This window comes from Pseudomonas sp. C27(2019) (assembly GCF_008807395.1).
Classification (GTDB): Bacteria; Pseudomonadota; Gammaproteobacteria; order Pseudomonadales; family Pseudomonadaceae; genus Denitrificimonas.
In genome coordinates, this window is sequence record NZ_CP043320.1 from 793,348 (window position 1) to 814,433 (window position 21,086).

Genomic DNA, 21,086 nt, shown 5'->3' on the forward strand with positions numbered 1-21,086 from the left:
TGAGAAACGGCTCCTCAAAAAGAATTGCTTGACGACCATAGAGCATTGGAACCACCTGATCCCATCCCGAACTCAGAAGTGAAACGATGCATCGCCGATGGTAGTGTGGGGTTTCCCCATGTGAGAGTAGGTCATTGTCAAGCTTAAACACAAAACCCTAGATCAGAAATGGTCTGGGGTTTTTTTATGCCTGCAATACGATAAATTAACTTGTTCATGCAGACGGTACCAGTTCAGAAGCAAACAAGGCGCCCAGGTCCGTAGAAGGCTACATCGATGTGTTTGTAATAGTTAATTCACCGCTCAGCAATAAAGAGATGTTTCGGTGGCGACCAGCTTGCCTCAGGCTAGCTACGGGAGAAAAATAAGCTAGACCGATAAAAGTGTCTAAAAGGACATTAGTCGATTGAGTGCTTTCAGTACCACCAGCTAATATTAAATAATCGAATCGACAACCTTTAATATTTTCATTTCTTGTTTTTTTGTGAATTTCATCACGCAACTATATTTAAAAATAAGTGAGTATGACCACGTAGTCACGGACGACTGGTGAAATATGATTTCAAAAGCAAATGGATTTGCTACCCTAATTTTTCTTTATCTATCGAGTGCTGATGCGTATGCACAGCTTCCTATAGACATAGAGCTGTCGCGCGAGCGTCAAGAACGTTTGCTGCAAGAGCAGCAGCGTCGCTTCGACGAGCTACAGTCCCTCCCAAGCCGAGAGGTGAGCGTACCAAGTCTGCCAGCAGACGACAGCAGCGCTTGCCTTCAAGTCGATAGCATTGAGCTTAACGGTGCAGATGTTCTATCGCAGCGTCAGCGTACACGACTGCTTCAGCCTTTTGTTGAGCAATGTTTAACGGCTAACGATCTGAATCGCTTGCTCAATGACATCACCAATGCGTACCTCAAACGTGGCTATGTCACTACCCGTGCTTATTTGCCGCCGCAAGATTTACAAGATGGCGTGTTACAAATTCAGGTGATTGAAGGGCGCTTAGAAAGTATCAATGGTGGTGATTTAAGCAGCGCTTTAGAAATCTCGATGAGTTCTCCGGCAAAGGTTGGTGAGCGTTTAAATCTTCGCGAGCTTGAGCAGCTGATTGATCAGCTCTCTCGCTTACCGTCACGGCAAGTCAGTCTGGAGTTGGCTCCCGGAGACGAAGTTGGTGGCAGTAACGTCGTCTTACAGGGGCAGAAATTAAAACCTTGGCGTGTGGCATTGAATCGGCATAACGATGGCCAGCGCAGTACTGGTGAGCAGCAGTGGGGGCTTAGCTTTGTTTGGGATAGTCCGCTGGGTTTGGCTGATCAACTGAGCGTGCGCGGCAGTGGCGATACAGTTAGTGATAAGTACAAACATTCTGCGACTCATGGCTTAAGTTACAGTCTGCCTTATGGCTGGTGGACTTTTAATTACGTTTACAACCACAGCTATTACCGCACTAAAACCCATGCACAGGGTTTCTCATTTGTGCTGGATGGCGTAAGCACCACGCACGCTTTGAGTGCCGAGCGTGTTGTGCACCGTGATGCGCTGAGTAAAACGGCTTTTAGTGTCGGCTTAAACCATCTACGCAGTCGCAACTATCTCGATAATCAACGCTTAGATGTTTCCAGTCAGCGCCTGACAGAGCAGCAAATCAGTTTCAGTCATGGGCGGCGCATAGGTTCAGCTTTTATTAACGTTGATCTGGGTTATCAGCGCGGAATTGGTGCCTTGGATGCGCAGCGGGCAGGGCGCCCGCAGGGATGGGAGCCGGTGGCGCGTTATAACAAATACACGCTCACGGCCAGTTATTTGCATCCGTTCCAATTGTTTGGTGAGCGTTTTAGTTTTGATAGCGTGTTTAGTGCGCAACGTAGCGAAGATGTGCTGTTTAGTCCGCAGCGCTTTAGCCTGGGTGGGCTGTATTCGATTCGTGGCTTTAAAGAGCAAACAGTTACCGGCGACAGCGGCTTTTACTTGCGCAATCAATTGCGCTGGACGCGACCTGTAACACTGGAGTGGCTGCGCCCTGTTGTGCAGGAATACAGTCTTACCGCAGCCTACGATATGGGCGCAATTCGTGGTGACACATACAACGATGAACAAAGCGGTCGCTTAGCCAGTCACGCTTTTGAGCTGAGCGCACGCGGTCAGCATCTAGCCGCTTCAATTACAGCTGCCCAAACTTTGTCTCGCCCGAACGCTATCAAGCGCAAAGAGCGTCCCATTTATTTCCGAGTTGAAGTGTTTTTCTGAAAAGGATTTCAGTATGAATACCCAAAGCCGTTTATTTAAGATTATTGCTCAGCTGTTAATTGCTGTGATGTGTGGACAGCCTTTACTTGCTGCTGCTGCAGATTTACGTGTTGATACGAGTGCTGGGGGAAACACGCACATCAGCCAAGCCGGCAATGGTGTGCCTGTGGTTAATATCAACACACCAAACAGTAAAGGGCTGTCGCATAATAAGTTCACTGATTATAACGTGGGCCAGCAGGGGCTGATTTTAAACAACAGCACGGATAAATTCACCCAAACCCAATTAGGCGGCATTATTGTAGGAAACAGCCAGCTCAACGGCAGGGCTGCGGGACTGATTCTTAATGAGGTGACTGGTGGCCAAGCCAGTCAGCTTAAAGGTTATACCGAAGTGGCGGGTAAACAAGCGCATGTCGTGGTGGCTAACCCGCACGGGATCACTTGTGATGGCTGCGGCTTTATCAATACACCGCATGCCACGCTAACCACGGGTAAGCCGATTATTGAGCAAGGCCAGCTTAAACGTTATGACGTCGAAGGTGGACAGATTGAAATTTCAGGTGCGGGACTGAATGCCTCTAATATCAGCCAATTTGATCTGATCACGCGTAGCGCCAAAATTAACGCTGAACTGCACGCCAATCAACTCAATATCATTACCGGTCGTAACAATGTCGATGCGCAAACCCTCACCGCCACTGCAAAAGCAGATCGTCCAAATGATAAACCCAGCCTTGCCATCGATAGCTCTGCTTTAGGTGGAATGTATGCCGGAGCCATTCGCTTAGTCGGCACCGAAGCAGGTGTTGGGGTAAAATTGGCCGGCGATATGGCCGCCAGTGCCGGTGATATCCAGATTGATGCTAATGGACGCCTGAGTCTGGCAAGAACAGCGGCTAAAGGTGATATCAAACTCAATGCAGCCCAGATCGATTTAACGCAAGATATTTACAGCGAGCAGTCTGCTCAAGTCACCACCAAACACGGCGCGATTAATGTGAGTAATAGTTTAGCTGCTGCCGGTGATCTAGATCTAGATGCTGCATTGATTGATAACCACGGCGTGATTGAGTCGGGTGCCAACGCTGATGGCAGCAGCAATACTGCCAGTACTTTAACGGTGCAAGGTGGCGAGTTTAAAAACCAAGGCACAGTGGTTGCGCAAGGTGCTTTGAATACTGATTTAAATGTATTGAATAATCAGGGAGGACAGATTGTTGCGGTCGGTGCAGCGCAGATTGATGCCAATCATCTTGATAACAGTGGTGGGAAGCTGATTGGCCAGCAAACCTTAGACCTTACAGTGCAAACGTTAGATAACACACAAGCCATTCTGGCGAGCAATCAAGATTTAACCATTCAAGCGTCTGCTCAGATCAATAACACGAACGATGGGCTGATCTTGAGTCAGGGCGGTGATCTGAACATATCCAGCTCCACGATTAATGACCAAGATGCTGTGCTGCAAGCCAATACCGGCGTTGTTAACATCACCGCCAATCGCTCGCTGAATAATAAAAGCGGAAAAATACTGGCAAATAGCAACGCGCTCCAGCTCAATGCACAGCAACTGAATAACCAAAAAGGTGTTATCCAAGCCCACAGTGTTTATGTGGGTGGAGGCGATGCCATAGACAATCGTCAAGGGCAGATTATTGCCACAGCGGGAGATTTACAACTCTCACAAGCGGCGATTAACAACGATGACGGCAAGCTTATTAGCCAGCAAAACCTAACAGTTGATGCGACGAGTTTAACCAACCAAAGTGGTTTGATCGGTGGGCAAGAGGTTGCAGTCAGTTTGACGGGGCACTTGAACAACAATTCAGGGCTGATTGAGGCCACTGATACGCTATTGCTAAATACCGGCTCGATCAGTAATGATGCTGGACGGCTGCGTGCTTTAGGAGAAACGGGCAATAGTGCTTTTACTATCAAGACGCTGTTTAATAACGATAAAGGTTTGCTTGAAGTTGGTAACCAAAGCTTTTTATTAAACAGCCAAGCCTTAAGCAACCAAAAAGGCATTGTGCGTCATTTGGGCGAACAGTTTGCTTTAAATCTAAGTGATGCCGGTCAAGCAGGCGGTAGCTTTTTCACCAATGGCATCCTCAAGCTGGATCTAGACCGTTGGCTTAATAGCAGTGAGTTGCAAGCGGAGCAAATAGAGCTCAACGTAAACCATTTCACCAACACCGCAAGTGGTGTGTTGCGCTCAATTGATGATTTACATGCCAGTGGCACTACTTGGGTGAATGACGGGCAGATTGAAACCGATGGTGCTTTGCATCTGTCATTGAGCGATAGCTATACAGGCAAAGGTGCGCTACACAGCCAAGGCAGCTTGTATATAAATAGCCAGAACGTCGATCTGCAACAAGGTGCCAGTGTGCGCAGTGCTCAAAATGTTGTATTTGAACTCGGTGGTCGTTTGCTCAATGCCGGAGCCTTGAGTGCGGCGGGTGATGTACAGATACGTGCCAACGATGTAGACAACCAAGCAACCCTCGGAGCTGGTCAAAAGCTGCGCATTGAAATAAACGATCTCTTAAATCAAGGTTTGCTCTTTAGTGGCGCAGACATGGCTTTGCGCAGTAATACACTGACCAATTTATATGGTGATATCTATAGTTTAGGCGCTTTAACTGCTGCCAAAGATGATGCTTATACCGCGATGACCGCGCTGGAAAATCGCTCAGGCAGTATTGGGTCCAGTGGTGATATGCGTTTACATGCGGCTACTTTGAATAACCGCAAAGAACAGTTTCGTCTGGGTAAGACATTGACCTCTGGCCATATTGGAGTGGTCTGTTATGACTGCAGTGGCGATCATCATAATGTGGATTATATAGCCACAGAACGCTTTGAGTTTGCCGTAGAAGAAGATTCAGCTGCTGCGCGCATCCACTCCGGTGGCAATTTAACTGCACAGGGCGATTGGATTGCTAATCGCTATAGCAATCTCAGTGCCTCAGGTAATATCAGTATTATTGCCGATACATTAGAAAACCTTGCGGCAAGTACCGGCACCGCGCAACGGGTGCAGCGCTTTAACACGGGGCGCGTCACCGATGGTACGGATGAGCGTTTTCGTTGGAATTATATTTATCCTTATAATAGACAGCCATTACCAAAAGAATTGCCCAGCGCATTACGGCAGTGGCGCTTAGTCAGCGATATTGAAACGCAAACGCCGACTGGAATAGCAGCGCCCGCTATTATTCAAGCCGGAGGCAATGTTCATATTCAGGCTAGAGAAACCATAAATAATGCGTCACTCCTGGCCAATCAAGCGCCTACAGCAGGCGCTGCGCAAACATTAAATACGCATGTTGGCTCTGGCTCGCAACCTCTAGTGGTGCAGTTGAATGCGCAATTGCCAGCCGACCTGACTCAGCAGGTTGTTGACCCAACAGTGCTACCTGGATTTAGTTTGCCGCAGAGCTCCAATGGCTTATTTGCTGTTAACTCGAACGTCAATCATCCCTATTTGATTGAAACCAATCCGCTGTTTGCCAGTATGAGCGGTTTTCTCAATTCCAGTTATCTTCTGCAAGGCCTGGGCTATGACCCTGAGCAAGCACAAAAGCGCTTAGGTGATGGTTTATACGAGCAGCGTTTAATTGAGCAGGCCGTCATTGCCCGCACCGGCAAGCGTTTTCTTGATGGCCTCACCTCGAATGACGATCAGTTTCGTTACCTCATGGACAACGGCATTGCCAGTAAAGAGTCACTAAACTTGTCACTGGGAATCTCTCTGACTGGAGAGCAAGTTGCCGCGTTAACCCATGACATTGTTTGGCTGGAAGAGCGTGAAGTACAGGGTGAAAAAGTACTGGTGCCGATTCTGTACTTAGCGCAAGCAACAGACCGTGTCGCCCCTACAGGTGCATTAATCCAAGGGCGTGATGTGGCGTTGATTTCCGGTGCAGAGCTTAATAACAGCGGCATGTTACGTGCTAGACAGAACCTCTCTATTAATGCTGAAAACATCAGCAACAGCGGCTTGATACAAGCAGATGAACGGTTGCAGTTATTAGCGCAAGACAGTATTCACAATCAGCGTGGTGGCTTAATTAAGGGGCGAGATGTAAGTCTGTTGGCAGTAACAGGCGATATCAGCAATGAGCGCACCATTACTCAAGAAGCCCGCAGCGGCAAAGGTTTTAGCCAAACGACCAGTACTGTTGATCAGGCGGCGGGCATTGAAGCCGCTCATGATCTGTCATTGATGGCAGGGCGCGACATTATTAATCAGGGTGCCAATCTCAAAGCTGGTGCAGCCATGGAGCTGAATGCAGGCCGTAATGTGCTGCTGGTATCTGCTGAAGAAAATAACGGACAAATGCGCCAAGACAAGCGCCACTTTTGGAGCAACAGCAGCGCCACTCAGCACGCCAGTGAAATCCAGGCAGGCACGCAGCTAAATGTAAGTGCAGAGCAAGGTGTAGCAGTCGTGGCCAGCCGTTTGAAAGCGGGTGGTGATATGAGTCTGCAGGCGGTTGGTGATGTGTTGATCAGTTCAGCAGCCAATACCCAGAATAGCGAATACCGTTACCGCCGTAGCGATAAGAAAGTAAATCAAGAGAGCGCTCGAATCCGCCAGCAAGCATCGGTGCTTGAGGCGGGCGGTCAGTTTGAGAGTATATCTGGGGCTGATACGCAGGTGGTTTCTAGTCAAATTAATGCAGGTAAAGAAGCCTATCTTGTTGCAGGCGGTAAGGTGCAGTTAGTGGCTGAGCAGGACTATGACTACTCATTCTATGAGGAAAAGAAGAAAGGTAGTTTTGGGCGTAAGAGCTTTAAAAGTGACGAGCGCACGCAAATCACCAATATAGGTAGTGACATCCGCACAGGTAGTGATTTGCTGGTTGCGAGTGGCGGCGAGCAGTTTTACCAAGCTGCAAAACTAAAGAGTGCTGCTGATCTAATCTTGGATAGTGAAGCAGGAATTGTGTTTGAGGGAGTCAAAGACCTCGAACAAAAAAGCCGTATCCGCAGCAAAAGCAGTTGGGTTTGGCAAAGCGCTAAAGGCAAAGGCAGTACCGATGAAAGCTTGATACAAAGCCAGTTACAAGCGCAGGGTGAAATCGCCATTCGAGCGGCTGAAAATATTAAAATCGACATCAAAGAAGTTAATCAACAAAGCGTTAGCCAAACCATTGATGCCATGGTGCAAGCCGATCCGCAATTAGCATGGCTCAAAGAAGTGGAGCAACGTGGTGATGTAGATTGGCGTCAGGTCAGGGAGTTGCACGACAGTTTTAAATACAGCAGTTCAGGCTTAGGTGGCCCTGTAGCGATGGTGGTTGCTATTGTGGTGGCATATTTTACTGCAGGTGCGGCTAGTGGTTTGATTGGTGGTGCAGCAGGTGCGACAGCGGGCTCAGGCACTGCAATGGCAGCAACTGGTACTGCTACCGCTTCAGCAGTGGCTAGCGGTGCAACCGCAGGCTCTGTTGTTACAGCCGGCTGGGCTAACGCAACGATTTCTGGAGTGGTTGCTGGAGCAGCAGGAGGTGCGGCTAGTGCTGTCAGTCAGGGTCAGGATTGGCGCGATGCAGCATTGGTTGGAGGTGTCACAGGAGGCTTAGCTAGCTATTTATCTGCCGGCACTTATTATAATAATACGATTAATACTGCGAGTAATATTAAGCACCACATAGGCAGTAGCGAGTGGATGAGTTTAGCAAAGGAAGTTTATAAAGTAGGAATGAATCAAGCATTTGGCTATGCGCAGTCTAAATTTGCTAAAGAAATAGGCTTGAAGCCACACGAGCTAAGTTGGCTGCTGATGACAGGCTCTAGTTTTGGGAATCAGTGGGGGAGTGTTGGTACGAGGCTCGGTGAGCAGGAGGGCGAGCTCTCTAAAAGTGATGGAACTGTAGTCTTAGGTGTTGGTAACCGAAAAAATGTGGTTGTGGGTCTGCCTTTTGATGCTGCAGATATTTTATTGGGTTATCAGGGGTTGCCCGATGCATCAGTTCGAGACTATTTGTCAGAGTTTGGTGTAGGTAATGGACTTTCAAGCGGTCACTCGTTAGGCACTTTAAGTAATATATATTTGGCTAGCAATGGTTTGGCTGAGCGAGTTTATTTGTACTCTATTCCATTTGGAGCAGTTGCTCCATCCAATGCAGAGGTGATGATTGGCACTGGAGATTTGGTAAATGGTGGCTGGTTGGGTAAGTTATTTAACTGGGATGCTCAAGTTGTCCCGTTAAAACCTTGGGAGCATAGCTTTGATAACTATAAAAAATATATTAAAGAGTAGTTTTTTTCTATACCTGTTAGTTATGCAGGGTTGTGTCCCAGAATCTGCCTATCACGCGCATGAGGCTGGTGGTGATAGCTTTGCTATGAATGATAAGTATCTACGCATTGAATCATTGGATTACCCTGTTTTCTCTATGAGGGAGGATAGAGAGGCTCCTATTAATTTAAATTCAAGAGCAATGAAAGCTGGCCGTTACCGTCATCCAGCTTTACTTAAAAAGTATAAGTGGGAAATTACACATGCTTTCAATGGTCGCTACCTTGCTTACTCAAAAGGTTATGATTATCAATATTGCTCGGCTCGTATGTTGCTAGATAAAAACTCACCTAAGAGATGCGCAGATAACTACCCTGGAGCATCCTATAATATATATTTATATATTAATGGTGGCGGTGAAGCCTACGGTTTTCAATTTTTAAGAAACCCCAAGCGTTGGCTGTTTCCTTCAGATAAAGTATCTTTTTTTTATGTTCAGAATTACGGCGATTGGTCTGGCCAGCCTTGGTTTGAGTGTGTGGATCGATGTGAGAAGCTGGATAACATGAAGAAAAATACAGAACAACCGCGTCCTTCAACTCATTAGGGTAGCTTTTATATCTTAAATACTAACCTTGAGTGCTAACTAAACTAGCTGAGTTTTTAAGGAAAGCCAGCTATCAACATAGCATCTCGAGTTGGAGTTCGGCTCACACAAACAAGCCAGCATGACTGCGAGCAATACAGTGAAATATTAGCTCTCTGAAATAGCCACAGCACCTGATGGATTAAGAAACGAGCAGTGCAAGAGGCTGTAATTTAACTTTATTGGCAGTACTGACAAACAGGCATCCAGCATACACTCACAGTTCGAGCATCATATTGTGTTGGTGCCCGCCCAATGCAGTGGCATAGTACTCGGACAGGATTTTATTCCAGACCCTGCTCAGAGGAGGCGGCGAGTGGTAATGCGCAAACCTGAAGCTACAAGCGGTGACACCCCTAAAGATAACCCGCTGCTACCTGGAGGGCTGATTCCTATTGATAAATGGGTGCTGCCTGGCGCTTCGGTGAGCCGCACGTTAGTGGGTACAGCCCGTTATTGGTTGGAGCAATTAAGAGCAGAAATCACCCGTGGGGATGAATCCTTTGAGAGCCTAGATGGGCTCCCAGAGCTCAGCGCAGAGCAGCTACAAAAAATCGCGCCTGAGCCAGATTACGCTGCCCATGCTAAAACGGTTGCTGAAGCGATACAACGGCTTAGGGATGAAGATCGGTGCCATCGGTCGGTGCTGATGCTTGTGGCGCCGCCGTTTACTGGTGTTGCGCAGGCGTTACGATGCTTTCCAAACTATAAAACGACACGAGCGGACCAAAAGTCTTCTGAGCAAACGGCAGGCAAAGGTTATCGATTGATCTTGCCGCCAGCTACTCTTTTGATGGGCGAAGAAGCCGCCAGGCAATGGTGGCAAAGCCAGCCTATGGATCAACCTTGGGTGATCAGTGAGCTGGCGGCCTTCTGGCGTCGTCATCACGATGGTTTAGCGCTAGTGCAAGAGCTGCTGCGTTTGCTGGCTGCCGATCAAGCAGGTGAAGGAGTGATTGGTTGCAGCAGTTGGTGTTGGCAATTCTGGTCAAGTTATTACCCAGACGCTCAATTGACGCCTTGGGTACCAGCGCCACTGACAGACGAACGCTTGGGTGTATGGCTGCAACAGTTGGCGGGTCGTAATAACCAGCAGGTACCGGTTGTGCGCACGACTACGGATGGCCTCTATGTTTTGCCGTTGGAACAGCCCGGTGATTGTGCTAGCGATAAGAAAAAGCGCAAGCACGCAAACCTATTCCGTAATTTAGCTGCTGACTCGCGTGGTATTCCTGGTGTTGCGCTGGCAATCTGGCAGCGGGCGTTACGGGCTCGACCGGAAGTTGATGCTGCAGCGGATCAAAACAAGAAGGCAGGCGAAGAGAAAAGCGAACTAAGTGGTAACAATGCTCACAGTTGGGTGGCGCCGTTAGGCCAGCTTAGGCTGCCTGTGATGCCGGCCAGCCCTGAGCGCAACCTTGGCTTGGTGTTACACGCTTTGCTACTGCATGATGGCTTGACCACAGAGGATCTGAGCTTGGTTACAGCGATACAGGAGCCTGACCTCAGTTTAGCGCTGTCACGGTTAATGCGGGCGGACATCATCAGCGCCAATACGTCAGTCATTGGTGCGATTGAGCACAGGCCAAGCGCTGATCTAGAAACACCTGCTGGCGAAATGGATAGCGAGTCTAATGTCTGGCGTGTAACGCCTTTGGGATACCCGACGACTCGCCGACACCTGCAGAGCTGGGGGTTTCCGGTAGACGTCTTTTGAAATGACGTAGCAAGACGTTAATAGAGGATGATGACGATGGAAGAGCTTGGCCTTAAAAGTGCGTTAGACAGCATCACTATGCAAGCATTGCTACAGGCGCTGATGCTGATTATTGTCGCATCGTTGATTAATTTGGCTGTACAGAAAATTCTGCCGCGCATTGCTAGCAAGTTGGGCGGTAAGCCGCGTCTTTATTTGCTGGCTTCGGTGCCGTTGTTGCGACTGGTGATTATTGTATCCACTATTATTTTAGTGGTGCCTACCCTAGTTAAGCCGTCCTTCGAAAATATGGTGGCCATTTTTGGTGCCTTGGCTTTGGCCTTGGGTTTTGCATTTAAGGACTACGCTAATAGTTTGATTGCTGGCATCGTGGTTCTCTACGAAATGCCTTATCGACCGGGTGATTGGGTTGAAATTGATGGGCGTTACGGTGAGGTGCGCGCCATCGGTACCCGTGCCGCTAAGCTGGTCACGCCGGATGATACGGTTATTGTTGTCCCGCATGGCAAGCTTTGGGATGCGCTGATCGCCAATGCAAATGATGGCACTGATCACTTGATGTGCGTTGCTGAGTTTCATCTGCAACCGCATCACGACATGGCAAAAATTATGACGCTGTTACGCTCTGTGGCGTTTACACACCCGCTGGTGAAAACCTGGAAGCCAGTGCAGGTTGTGGTCTCCAACCAGCCGTGGGGCATGGTCTATCGGTTGAAAGCCTATCCTATTGAGCCCAACGCTCAGTTTCGTTTTATCAGTGAGTTAACAGCCGTAGGTGCGAAGCTCATGGAGCGGGAAGGCGTCCATTTTGTTTCGGCGCCTGTCATCGGCAACTGATACCAAAAGTTGTGAACGCTGTGCTTAGCTGTTTCTTAGGCCGCTTTTCAGTCTGCACTGGCTAGAAACTGGTGGTAGATGTGAAACAAAGGCTATTTTAAAAGATACCAAGCGAAGCGTATTTGCGCGATAGCAGCCAACATAAGTGTTGTATGTCTAGTGTTTACTCCTTGGATTAAACTAACTGTGCGTTTGTGCCCCGACATCGCTATAATTGCTGCCTATTTAATTTTTGACTTTGGTTTGATGCTATGACCGAACTTGTTGTTGACTACATGCAGCGCCTTGGCGAGTCTGCGCGTGAGGCTTCGCGTGTGTTGGCAAGAGCCAGTACAGCTCAAAAAAATCAGGCGTTATTGGCCACTGCTGATGCACTTGATCAATCGCGCAGTGCTTTGCTTGAGGCTAATGCGCTAGATATGCAAGCAGGCCGCGCCAGTGGTTTAGATGATGCGATGCTTGATCGTTTAGCGCTCAGCTCAACGCGCATCGATGAAATGATTGAAGGCCTAAAGCAGGTAGCTGCACTGCCTGATCCGATTGGTGAAATTCGTGATATGCACTTTGTCCCCTCGGGTATTCAGGTGGGTAAAATGCGTGTGCCGCTGGGCGTGATCGGTATCATTTATGAGTCGCGCCCCAATGTAACAGTGGAAGCGGCTAGCTTATGCATTAAGTCCGGTAACGCAACTATTTTGCGTGGTGGTTCAGAAGCCATTCATTCCAATCAAGCGATTGCTCAATGTCTGAATCAAGGCTTGGCTGTGGCAGGCTTTCCTGCTTCTGCAGTGCAAGTGGTTGAGACCACTGATCGCGCTGCGGTAGGTGAGCTGATCACCATGCCTAAGTATGTCGATGTGATTGTCCCGCGCGGCGGTAAGGGGTTGATTGAGCGCATCAGTCGTGACGCTAAAGTGCCGGTGATTAAACATTTAGATGGCGTGTGCCATGTCTATGTTGATCAGGCTGCTGACGCAGAAAAAGCAATCCGTATTGCTGATAATTCGAAAACTCAGCGCTATGCGCCTTGTAATGCGATGGAAACCTTATTGGTGCATGAGTCGCAAGTGGATGCTGTATTGCGCCCACTGTTGGATATCTATGATGCCAAACAGGTAGAACTGCGTGGTTGTGAGCAAACCTGTGCGTTGTTTGCAGGACGGGTGAAGCCTGTTACTGCAGACGATTGGGCGGCAGAGTACAATGCGCCGATTCTTGCGATTCGCATCGTTGCCTCGCTTGAAGAAGCCATTGAGCATATCAATACCTACGGCTCACAGCATACTGACAGTATAGTGACGGAAAACTTCACTGATGCTCGACGTTTCTTGACCGAAGTGGACTCCAGCTCGGTGATGATCAATGCTTCAACACGTTTTGCTGACGGTTTTGAGTACGGTTTGGGTGCGGAAATCGGTATCTCTACTGATAAACTGCATGCACGTGGCCCGGTTGGCTTGCTTGGCTTGACCAGTGAGAAATATGTCGTATTCGGTGACGGACACGTGCGTGGCTAAGCGAATTGGAATGTTAGGTGGTACCTTTGATCCTGTGCACATTGGCCATTTGCGCAGTGCGCTAGAGGTTGCCGAAAATTATGCATTAGATCAGTTGCTATTAATTCCTAACGCGCAGCCGCCGCACCGTGATACTCCGCAAGTCAGTGCGCAGCAGCGTTTAGAAATGGTGCGGTTGGCGGTTGAAGATGTAGATGTACTTAGCGTTGACGATCGTGAATTACGTCGCGATAAACCCTCCTGGAGCATTGATACCTTGTTATCATTGCGTGCTGAGTTGGATGAGCAGGATCAATTGCTACTTATCTTAGGTTGGGATGCGTTTTGTGGCCTGCCAAGCTGGCACCGCTGGGATGAGTTGTTAGAGTATTGCCATATTTTAGTGCTGCAGCGCCCAGACGCAGATATTGAAGCGCCACAGGTTCTGCGTGATTTAGTGGCAGCAAAAAGCGTGAGTGATCCGCAAACTTTACTGGGGCCCAGTGGTCAAATTACTTTTGTGTGGCAAACACCGTTGGCTATTTCAGCAACACAAATTAGACACTTATTAGCAACACAACGTTGCGTGCGGTATTTGGTACCAGATACTGTTTTTAAATATATTTATGCACATCGACTCTATCAAGAGTCATGAGCTTTTGAGGCTAGATACCCAATGCAAAATGAACAACTTGTTAACTTAGTGACTGCTGCTTTAGAAGAAGTTAAAGCAAAAGATATTGTCACTATTGATGTACGCGGTAAAACCAGTATTACTGATTTCATGGTCATCGCTTCAGGTGCCTCGGCGCGCCAAGTTAAAGCATTGGCGGAAAACGTTATAGAAAAAGCTAAAGAGCAGGGTGCACGACCTCTGGGGAGCGAGGGTTTAGATGGTGGCGAATGGGCTTTAATCGACTTGAATGATGTTGTGGTTCATGTGATGCAGACTGAAACCCGTGAGCATTATGACTTAGAGCGTCTCTGGCAGGGTGCTGAACAAAGCCGCGCACAACACGATGAGCAAGGCGCTGAGTAAGTGCGTATTCGCTTAATTGCTGTTGGCTCTAAAATGCCACGCTGGGTGGAAGAGGGTTGGCAAGAGTATGCTAAACGTCTGCCCAGTGAGCTGCCGCTAGAGTTGGTCGAGATACCTCTGAGCACGCGCGGTAAAAACGCGGATGTGCAGCGGCTGATCCGCCAAGAGGGCGATGCCATGCTAGCTAAAGTACAGCCAGGAGAGCGTATTGTAACCTTAGAGGTGAATGGTAAAGCTTGGAGTACCGAACAGCTGGCGCAGGAGCTTGAGCGCTGGCGTTTAGAAGCACGCAATGTCAACTTGATGGTGGGTGGCCCTGAGGGGCTTGCGCCGCAGGTGTGCGAGCGTAGCGAGCAACGCTGGTCATTGTCGCCATTAACACTACCGCATCCGTTGGTGCGTATTCTTTTGGGTGAGCAAATTTACCGCGCATGGACTGTGCTGAACGGTCACCCCTATCATAAATAGTGAGCGGTTATGCCACCTCCTATTCGGCTAAAAGATCATGAGCGCGATACGCGGCTGATTCGCGGGCGCGTGTTATTTGCTGGCATCGTGCTGCTTTTTTTAACCATGATGCTGATGCTTAGAATGTATTACTTACAAGTTGTACAGTTTGAGCATCATTCCACATTAGCTGAAAATAATCGTATCCATGTGCAGTCACTGCCACCCACGCGCGGCATGATTTATGACCGTAATGGAGTGGTGATTGCAGATAATAGAGCCAGCTTTAGCTTAACGCTCACCCGCGAGCGTGCTGGCGATTGGGAGCAGGTGCTCGACTCCATTATTGAGATCCTTGAGTTGGATGCTGACAGCCGTGAGCTGTTTGAAAAACGTATCCGCCAGGGCCGTCGTCCTTTCGAGCCGGTGCCGGTGATGTTTGAGCTCAGTGAAGAGCAAATTGCCCGCATCGCGATTAATCAGTTTCGCCTGCCCGGTGTCGAGGTGGCAGCCAGCTTAGTGCGTTACTATCCACAAAAAGAGCATTTTGCGCATTCGGTGGGTTATGTGGGGCGCATCAACGAAAAAGAGCTGGAAAAGCTCGATCCAGTTAACTACAGCGGCACGCACCATATTGGTAAGACGGGTATAGAACGTTTTTATGAAGATGAATTGCACGGCCAGGTAGGCTACGAGGAAGTTGAAACCAATGCTCGTGGTCGCGTATTGCGTGTACTCAATCGTGTTGAGCCGGTATCGGGGCGTGATATTTACCTGACCCTTGATAGCCAGTTACAGGAGGCCGCTGAGCTTGCTTTAGATGGGCGGCGCGGCGCGATAGTAGCGATTGATCCGAATAACGGTGAAGTTTTAGCGATGGTCAGTCAGCCAAGTTTTGACCCTAACCCGTTTGTGACTGGAATCAGCTTTAAAGCCTATGGATTGCTGCGTGACTCGCTCGATCAGCCGTTGTTTAATCGCGTGTTAAGAGGCTTGTACCCACCTGGCTCAACCATCAAACCGATGATGGCGGTGGCTGGACTCGATGCAGAGGTGATTACACCAAGCTCTAGAGTGTTTGATCCAGGCTTTTATCAGCTGCCCAATCATAAACACAGATACCGTAACTGGAACCGCTATGGTGATGGCTGGGTTGAGCTTGATTTAGCCATCGCACGATCCAATGATACGTACTTTTACGATTTAGCCCATAAATTGGGTATTGATCGTATGCATGATTATATGACCCGCTTTGGTTTTGGTCAGCGGGTGGCTTTGGATATGTTTGAAGAAACGGCCGGACTGATGCCATCTAAAGACTGGAAGCGTGAGCGTTATAGACAGCCTTGGTATCCTGGGGAAACTTTGATTCTTGGCATCGGCCAAGGCTATATGCAATCGACTCCTTTGCAGTTAGCTCATGCCACAGCGTTAATGGCGTCTAAAGGTAAATGGCACAGTCCGCATTTAGCGCGCAGTGTTGGCGGTATGCCGCCCATTGCTGAAGCGCAAGAGCCCGCTGATATTATTTTACGCAATGACACCAGTTGGACAGCCGCGCAGCAAGGCATGGAGAATGTATTGCATGGCACACGAGGAACAGCACGCAAAGTAGGTGAGTCAGCACAATATCGCATCGCCGGTAAAAGCGGCACCGCGCAAGTAGTGGCGATCAAACAAGGCGAACGCTATGACCGTGATAAGGTCCAAGAGCGTCATCGTGATCATGCTTTATTTGTTGCCTATGCACCGGCTGAAAAACCTGCTATCGCTGTGGCGGTGATGGTTGAGAACGGTGAATCTGGTTCGGCTGTAGCGGCACCGGTGGCTAAGCAGGTGTTAGATGGCTGGTTGCTCGATAATGAAGGTGTGCTAAAAGGACAATACCAGACCGCAGAGCAGCGTGCGCAAGCAGAGGTGAAACCATGAGTCGTGGCTTTGATCGCGTTCTTTCCGAGGGTGACGTCTTACGCCGCCGAGCATCATTTTTACAGCGTATTCATATTGATGGCTGGCTTTTATTCCTCTTGCTGGTGTTGGCGACCATCGGTCTGTTTGTTTTATATTCAGCGGGTGGTAAGGACCAAGGCTTGTTGATTAAGCAAGCGACGTCGTTTGGCATTGGGCTGGCGGTGATGATTGTAGTGGCGCAATTTGAGCCACGATTTATGGCCAGCTGGTCAGCGCTCGTCTATTTGATTGGGGTTGCATTATTGGTGGTGGTTGATGTGGTCGGCCACAATGCGATGGGGGCTACACGTTGGATCAATATACCAGGCGTGGTGCGTTTCCAGCCTGCCGAGCTGATGAAGGTGTTTGTACCCATGACTTTGGCGTGGTACCTGGCTCGGCATAACTTGCCACCAACGTTTAAACATATTTTTATCAGCGGGTTGTTGATCGTCATACCTTTTGTGCTGATTGCTCGTCAGCCTGACCTGGGTACAGCGTTGCTGGTGTTGGTGTCAGGTGTCTTTGTTTTATTTCTTGCTGGTCTGCGCTGGCGCTGGATTGCGGGTGCTATTGCTGCAGTGGTGCCTGTTGCCGTTGGTATGTGGATGTTTGTCATGCATCAGTACCAAAAGCAGCGTGTATTAACCTTTCTAAACCCTGAAAGTGACCCCCTTGGCAGCGGCTGGAATATTATTCAGTCAAAGGCGGCGATTGGCTCTGGTGGTGTCTTTGGCAAAGGTTGGTTGCTCGGTACGCAATCGCATTTGGATTTTTTACCTGAAAGCCACACCGACTTTGTTATCGCGGTTTTAGGCGAAGAGTTTGGCCTGGTCGGCATTGGTATGTTGCTACTTGTGTATCTACTCTTGATTGCACGCGCATTGGTGATTACTCTGCAAGCACAAACAGTGTTTGGCAAGTTGTTGGCAGGATCAATTACCCTGACTTTTTTTATTTATGTCTTTGTTAATGTCGGCATGGTCAGCGGCTTATTGCCTATTGTGGGTGTGCCGCTGCCATTTATAAGCTACGGCGGAACTTCTCTGGTGACGCTATTGTCTGGATTTGGTGTTTTAATGGCGATTCATACGCACCGTAAATGGATCGCTCAATCTTAAGGGTTATACATGCACACTGTGTTATTTCGAATGAAAGGTTTGATTGCTTGTCTCGGATTTACGCTGGTTGCAGCGCATGCGTCTGCACAAGAAAATAACTATGCCCAGCACCCGCTAGCCAGCACGCTTATTGAAGAAATGAACGCAGAATACGGCTTTGTCAGTGAACCGCTGCGGGAGCTTTTTGCGCAAGCACAGCGCAAGCAGTTTATTCTAGATGCGATTTCCCGGCCGGCAGAGCGGGTCAAGCCGTGGAAGGATTATCGACCCATTTTTATCACTCAGTCACGTGTTGATAAAGGCATAGAGTTTTGGGCGAAAAACCAAGACGCCTTACAGCGTGCAGAGCAAGAATACGGTGTACCGGCTGAGATCATTGTCGCCATTATTGGCGTCGAGACGATTTATGGTGGCAACACCGGTGGCCATCGCGTGATTGATGCGTTATCCACGCTGGCTTTTGATTACCCTCCACGTGCGCCGTTTTTTCGTCAGCAGTTGAAAGAGTATTTGTTGTTGACCCGTGAAGAGCAGGTTGACCCACTGAGCCTGACCGGTTCCTATGCGGGCGCGATGGGTTTGCCGCAATTTATGCCAGGCAGTTTTCGCGCTTATGCGGTTGATTTTGATGCGGATGGGCGTATTGATATATGGAATAATCCAACCGATGCAGTGGGCAGTGTGGCCAATTACTTCATCGAACATGGCTGGCAGCCAGGGCAGCAAGTTGTGGTGCGTGCTGATATCAAAGATGCCGGCTTAGCAGAGCAAGGGCTGTCCGATAACTTAGATCCTAAAATCAATGTGCAGCAGTTGCAAAAGCTGGGCTGGACACCACGCTCACCTCTGGATAAACAGCGTAAGGTGACAGCGTTCCGATTAGAAGCTGAGCAAGGCAATGAATATTGGATTGGGTTAGCGAATTTTCATGCCATAACACGCTATAATCGTAGTGTAATGTATGCCATGGCAGTTTATGAGTTGGCTGAATTATTGTCAGCCGCACGTAAGGAATAACAATGTTAAAGCACAGTATGCAGGTTTTGACTGCAGCTGCTCTTGGTGTGGTGCTAATCAGTTGCTCATCGAGCAGCCCAAAAATGCCGCAACCGCAGCCAGTGATTCGCGATGGCTCCATCAGCGGCCCAGCTAATTTTAAACGGCCGGGCAGTGATGGTGCACCGTGGTGGACTGTTGATGTTTCGCGTATTCCAGATGCTGTGCCGATGCCACACCAGGGCAACTTTAAAGCAGCCCCTTATACTGTGATGGGCAGTCGCTATTTTCCCATTCAAAATTCACATAATTACAGAGCAACGGGGACAGCCTCGTGGTATGGCACCAAGTTTCATGGCCGCGATACTGCCAATGGTGAAACCTTTGACCTGTACGGCATGACTGCCGCGCATAAAACCTTACCACTGCCCAGCTATGTCAAAGTCACCAATTTAGAGAACGGTCGCACTGTTACGCTACGCGTTAATGATCGCGGGCCATTTTATTCGGATCGTATTATTGATTTATCCTTTGCTGCCGCGAAAAAGCTTGGCTTTGCTGACAAAGGTGTTGCACGCGTGTCGGTTGAAGGCATTGATCCGCACGCATGGTGGGCTGAGCGTGGACAAAGAGTACCTATGGCGGGCGCATCGTATACGCTGGCGAATACAAAGCCTTTGAGTTTGCCATCTTTACCCGAAGAGCCTGAAGAGTATTATCCACCTGCTGAACAGCACGCTGGTGCGGTGTCGCCTGTGCAAATTGACTCAAAAAAAAACGCTTCACTATCAGTCGCTGGCCTTTATCTCCAAGTCGGAGCATTCGCCAATCCCGACGCAGCGCAACTGCTGAGGGATAAACTGAGTACTCTGACCAGTGCTCCAGTGTTTATTAATTCAGTGGTGCGTAATCAGCAAGTGCTGCATCGGGTACGCATGGGTCCAGTCCCAGATCACAACGAAGCCGAGCATTTGCAAGAGCGCGTGCGTTTAGCGAATTTAGGTCGCCCAGCACTTGTTTCGGCTGACTAATCACTGAACATGCTGCATGTGTGAGTTTTCAATATGCAGACAGATGATACTGAGTATCTTTATAAATTTGAGAGTTGTATGAAAATCAGTCATTTTTTACAAAAATTTTGCTTAAGTGCCGTTGTAGTTTGCGCAGCTAGCGCAGTCAGCGCTGCCCCAACTGTTATTCCGGCGATGCCAGAGCTGGCCGCTAAGTCATACGTATTAATGGATGCTATCAGCGGTAAAGTGCTGGTTGAAAATAATGGCGATGAGCGCTTGCCGCCCGCTAGCTTAACTAAGCTGATGACCGCCTATATTGCCACCAAAGAGATTCAAAACGGACAAATTGCTGAGCAAGACATGGTCACTATCAGTGAAAAGGCTTGGCGCACTGGTGGCTCACGCATGTTTATTGATGTGGGTAAGCAGGTATCGGTTGATGACCTGTTGCACGGCATTATTATTCAGTCAGGCAATGATGCCAGTGTGGCTTTGGCGGAGCATATTGCCGGTAGTGAAGAAGCCTTTTCTAGCATGATGAACACTGCAGCGACACGTTTGCAGCTGGACAATACGCACTTTTTAAATGCAACAGGCTGGCCTGCTGAGGGGCATTATTCGTCTGCGCATGATATGGCGAAATTGGCGCGTGCTATCATTTATGAAGACCCAGCGCACTATGCGATTTATGCGCAGAAAGAGTTTCTCTGGAATGGTATTAAGCAGCCCAACCGTAACTTATTACTGTGGCGTGACAAAACCGTCGATGGTTTAAAAACGGGGCATACGGATGAAGCCGGCTACTGTTTAGTGGCCTCTGCAGTACGTGATGACATGCGTTTGATTTCCGTGGTCTTTGGAGCTTCCAGCGAGGCTTCGCGCGCTGCAGAGACACAAAAATTATTGACCTATGGCTTTCGTTTCTTTGAAACTAAAACCTTCTACAAAAAAGGTGCAGAGCTGGCGCAAAGCAAAGTTTGGAAAGGTGAGGACTCACAAGTAAAAGTAGGCTTGGCTGATGATTTGACTCTAACCTTGCCACGTGGCCAAGTCAGTAAAATGGCGGCAACCATGGTGCTCAATGAAAGCGTTGTTGCACCGGTTAACAAAGGTGACCGTTTAGGCGTGGTTGAAGTGCGTCTAGGCGATGAGGTTTTACACACTGCTGACTTGGTTGCGCTACAAGATGTCGAAGAAGGTGGCTTTTTTAGCCGCATGCTTGATGCAATTCGTATGTTTTTTTACAGCTTATTTAACTAAAGCTTGGGCACCTAGCGCAGGGCTTTATGAGCATTCTTGTGTTTGCTTAGTGCATCTCAA

Annotated in this window: 14 protein-coding genes and 1 rRNA gene; all 15 read left to right on the plus strand. The window is 48.7% G+C overall.

Features of this window, described 5'->3' with window-relative positions; genetic code table 11:
- Positions 1-27 precede the first annotated feature (27 nt).
- Positions 28-143 (plus strand): 5S ribosomal RNA (gene rrf / locus FXF61_RS03690).
- A 413-nt stretch (positions 144-556) separates the two neighbouring features.
- A complete protein-coding gene (locus tag FXF61_RS03700; protein ID WP_151183990.1) occupies positions 557-2,248 on the plus strand; it encodes a ShlB/FhaC/HecB family hemolysin secretion/activation protein in 1,692 nt (563 codons plus the stop codon).
- 13 nt (positions 2,249-2,261) lie between these two features.
- Positions 2,262-8,525, plus strand: coding sequence for a filamentous hemagglutinin N-terminal domain-containing protein (locus tag FXF61_RS03705; protein WP_151183991.1), 6,264 nt, complete (start codon positions 2,262-2,264; stop codon positions 8,523-8,525).
- On the plus strand, positions 8,494-9,111 hold the full coding sequence (locus tag FXF61_RS03710) for a hypothetical protein (protein WP_178087258.1): 618 nt from the start codon (positions 8,494-8,496) through the stop codon (positions 9,109-9,111). Before FXF61_RS03705 ends, FXF61_RS03710 begins: the two co-directional genes overlap by 32 nt.
- Positions 9,112-9,472: 361 nt before the next feature.
- The gene (locus FXF61_RS03715; protein ID WP_151183993.1) at positions 9,473-10,867 is read left to right on the plus strand and encodes a hypothetical protein; all 1,395 of its coding nucleotides are present in this window, start codon (positions 9,473-9,475) and stop codon (positions 10,865-10,867) included.
- A gap of 36 nt (positions 10,868-10,903) precedes the next feature.
- Positions 10,904-11,704, plus strand: coding sequence for a mechanosensitive ion channel family protein (locus FXF61_RS03720; RefSeq protein ID WP_151183994.1), 801 nt, complete (start codon positions 10,904-10,906; stop codon positions 11,702-11,704).
- Between the two features lie 251 nt (positions 11,705-11,955).
- Positions 11,956-13,221 carry a glutamate-5-semialdehyde dehydrogenase gene (locus tag FXF61_RS03725; protein ID WP_151183995.1) on the plus strand — a complete coding sequence of 422 codons (1,266 nt, stop codon included), beginning with the start codon at positions 11,956-11,958 and terminating at the stop codon, positions 13,219-13,221.
- Positions 13,187-13,855 (plus strand): nicotinate-nucleotide adenylyltransferase, encoded by a 669-nt coding sequence (gene nadD, locus FXF61_RS03730; protein ID WP_178087259.1) that lies wholly within the window; start codon positions 13,187-13,189, stop codon positions 13,853-13,855. Before FXF61_RS03725 ends, nadD begins: the two co-directional genes overlap by 35 nt.
- Positions 13,856-13,876: 21 nt before the next feature.
- Entirely contained in the window at positions 13,877-14,239 is a 363-nt protein-coding gene (rsfS, locus tag FXF61_RS03735) for a ribosome silencing factor (protein WP_151183997.1), read from the plus strand.
- Entirely contained in the window at positions 14,240-14,707 is a 468-nt protein-coding gene (rlmH, locus tag FXF61_RS03740; RefSeq protein WP_151183998.1) for a 23S rRNA (pseudouridine(1915)-N(3))-methyltransferase RlmH, read from the plus strand.
- A 9-nt stretch (positions 14,708-14,716) separates the two neighbouring features.
- Positions 14,717-16,615, plus strand: a complete 1,899-nt coding sequence (gene mrdA, locus FXF61_RS03745) for a penicillin-binding protein 2 (protein WP_151183999.1) — start codon at positions 14,717-14,719, stop codon at positions 16,613-16,615.
- Positions 16,612-17,757, plus strand: coding sequence for a rod shape-determining protein RodA (rodA, locus tag FXF61_RS03750; protein WP_151184000.1), 1,146 nt, complete (start codon positions 16,612-16,614; stop codon positions 17,755-17,757). The genes mrdA and rodA overlap by 4 nt, the downstream gene beginning before the upstream one ends.
- A gap of 9 nt (positions 17,758-17,766) precedes the next feature.
- Positions 17,767-18,774, plus strand: coding sequence for a lytic murein transglycosylase B (gene mltB, locus FXF61_RS03755; protein ID WP_256663498.1), 1,008 nt, complete (start codon positions 17,767-17,769; stop codon positions 18,772-18,774).
- Between the two features lie 2 nt (positions 18,775-18,776).
- Positions 18,777-19,784, plus strand: coding sequence for a septal ring lytic transglycosylase RlpA family protein (locus FXF61_RS03760; RefSeq protein ID WP_256663499.1), 1,008 nt, complete (start codon positions 18,777-18,779; stop codon positions 19,782-19,784).
- Positions 19,785-19,862: 78 nt separating this feature from the next.
- A complete protein-coding gene (locus tag FXF61_RS03765) occupies positions 19,863-21,026 on the plus strand; it encodes a D-alanyl-D-alanine carboxypeptidase family protein (protein ID WP_151184001.1) in 1,164 nt (387 codons plus the stop codon).
- Positions 21,027-21,086 lie beyond the last annotated feature (60 nt).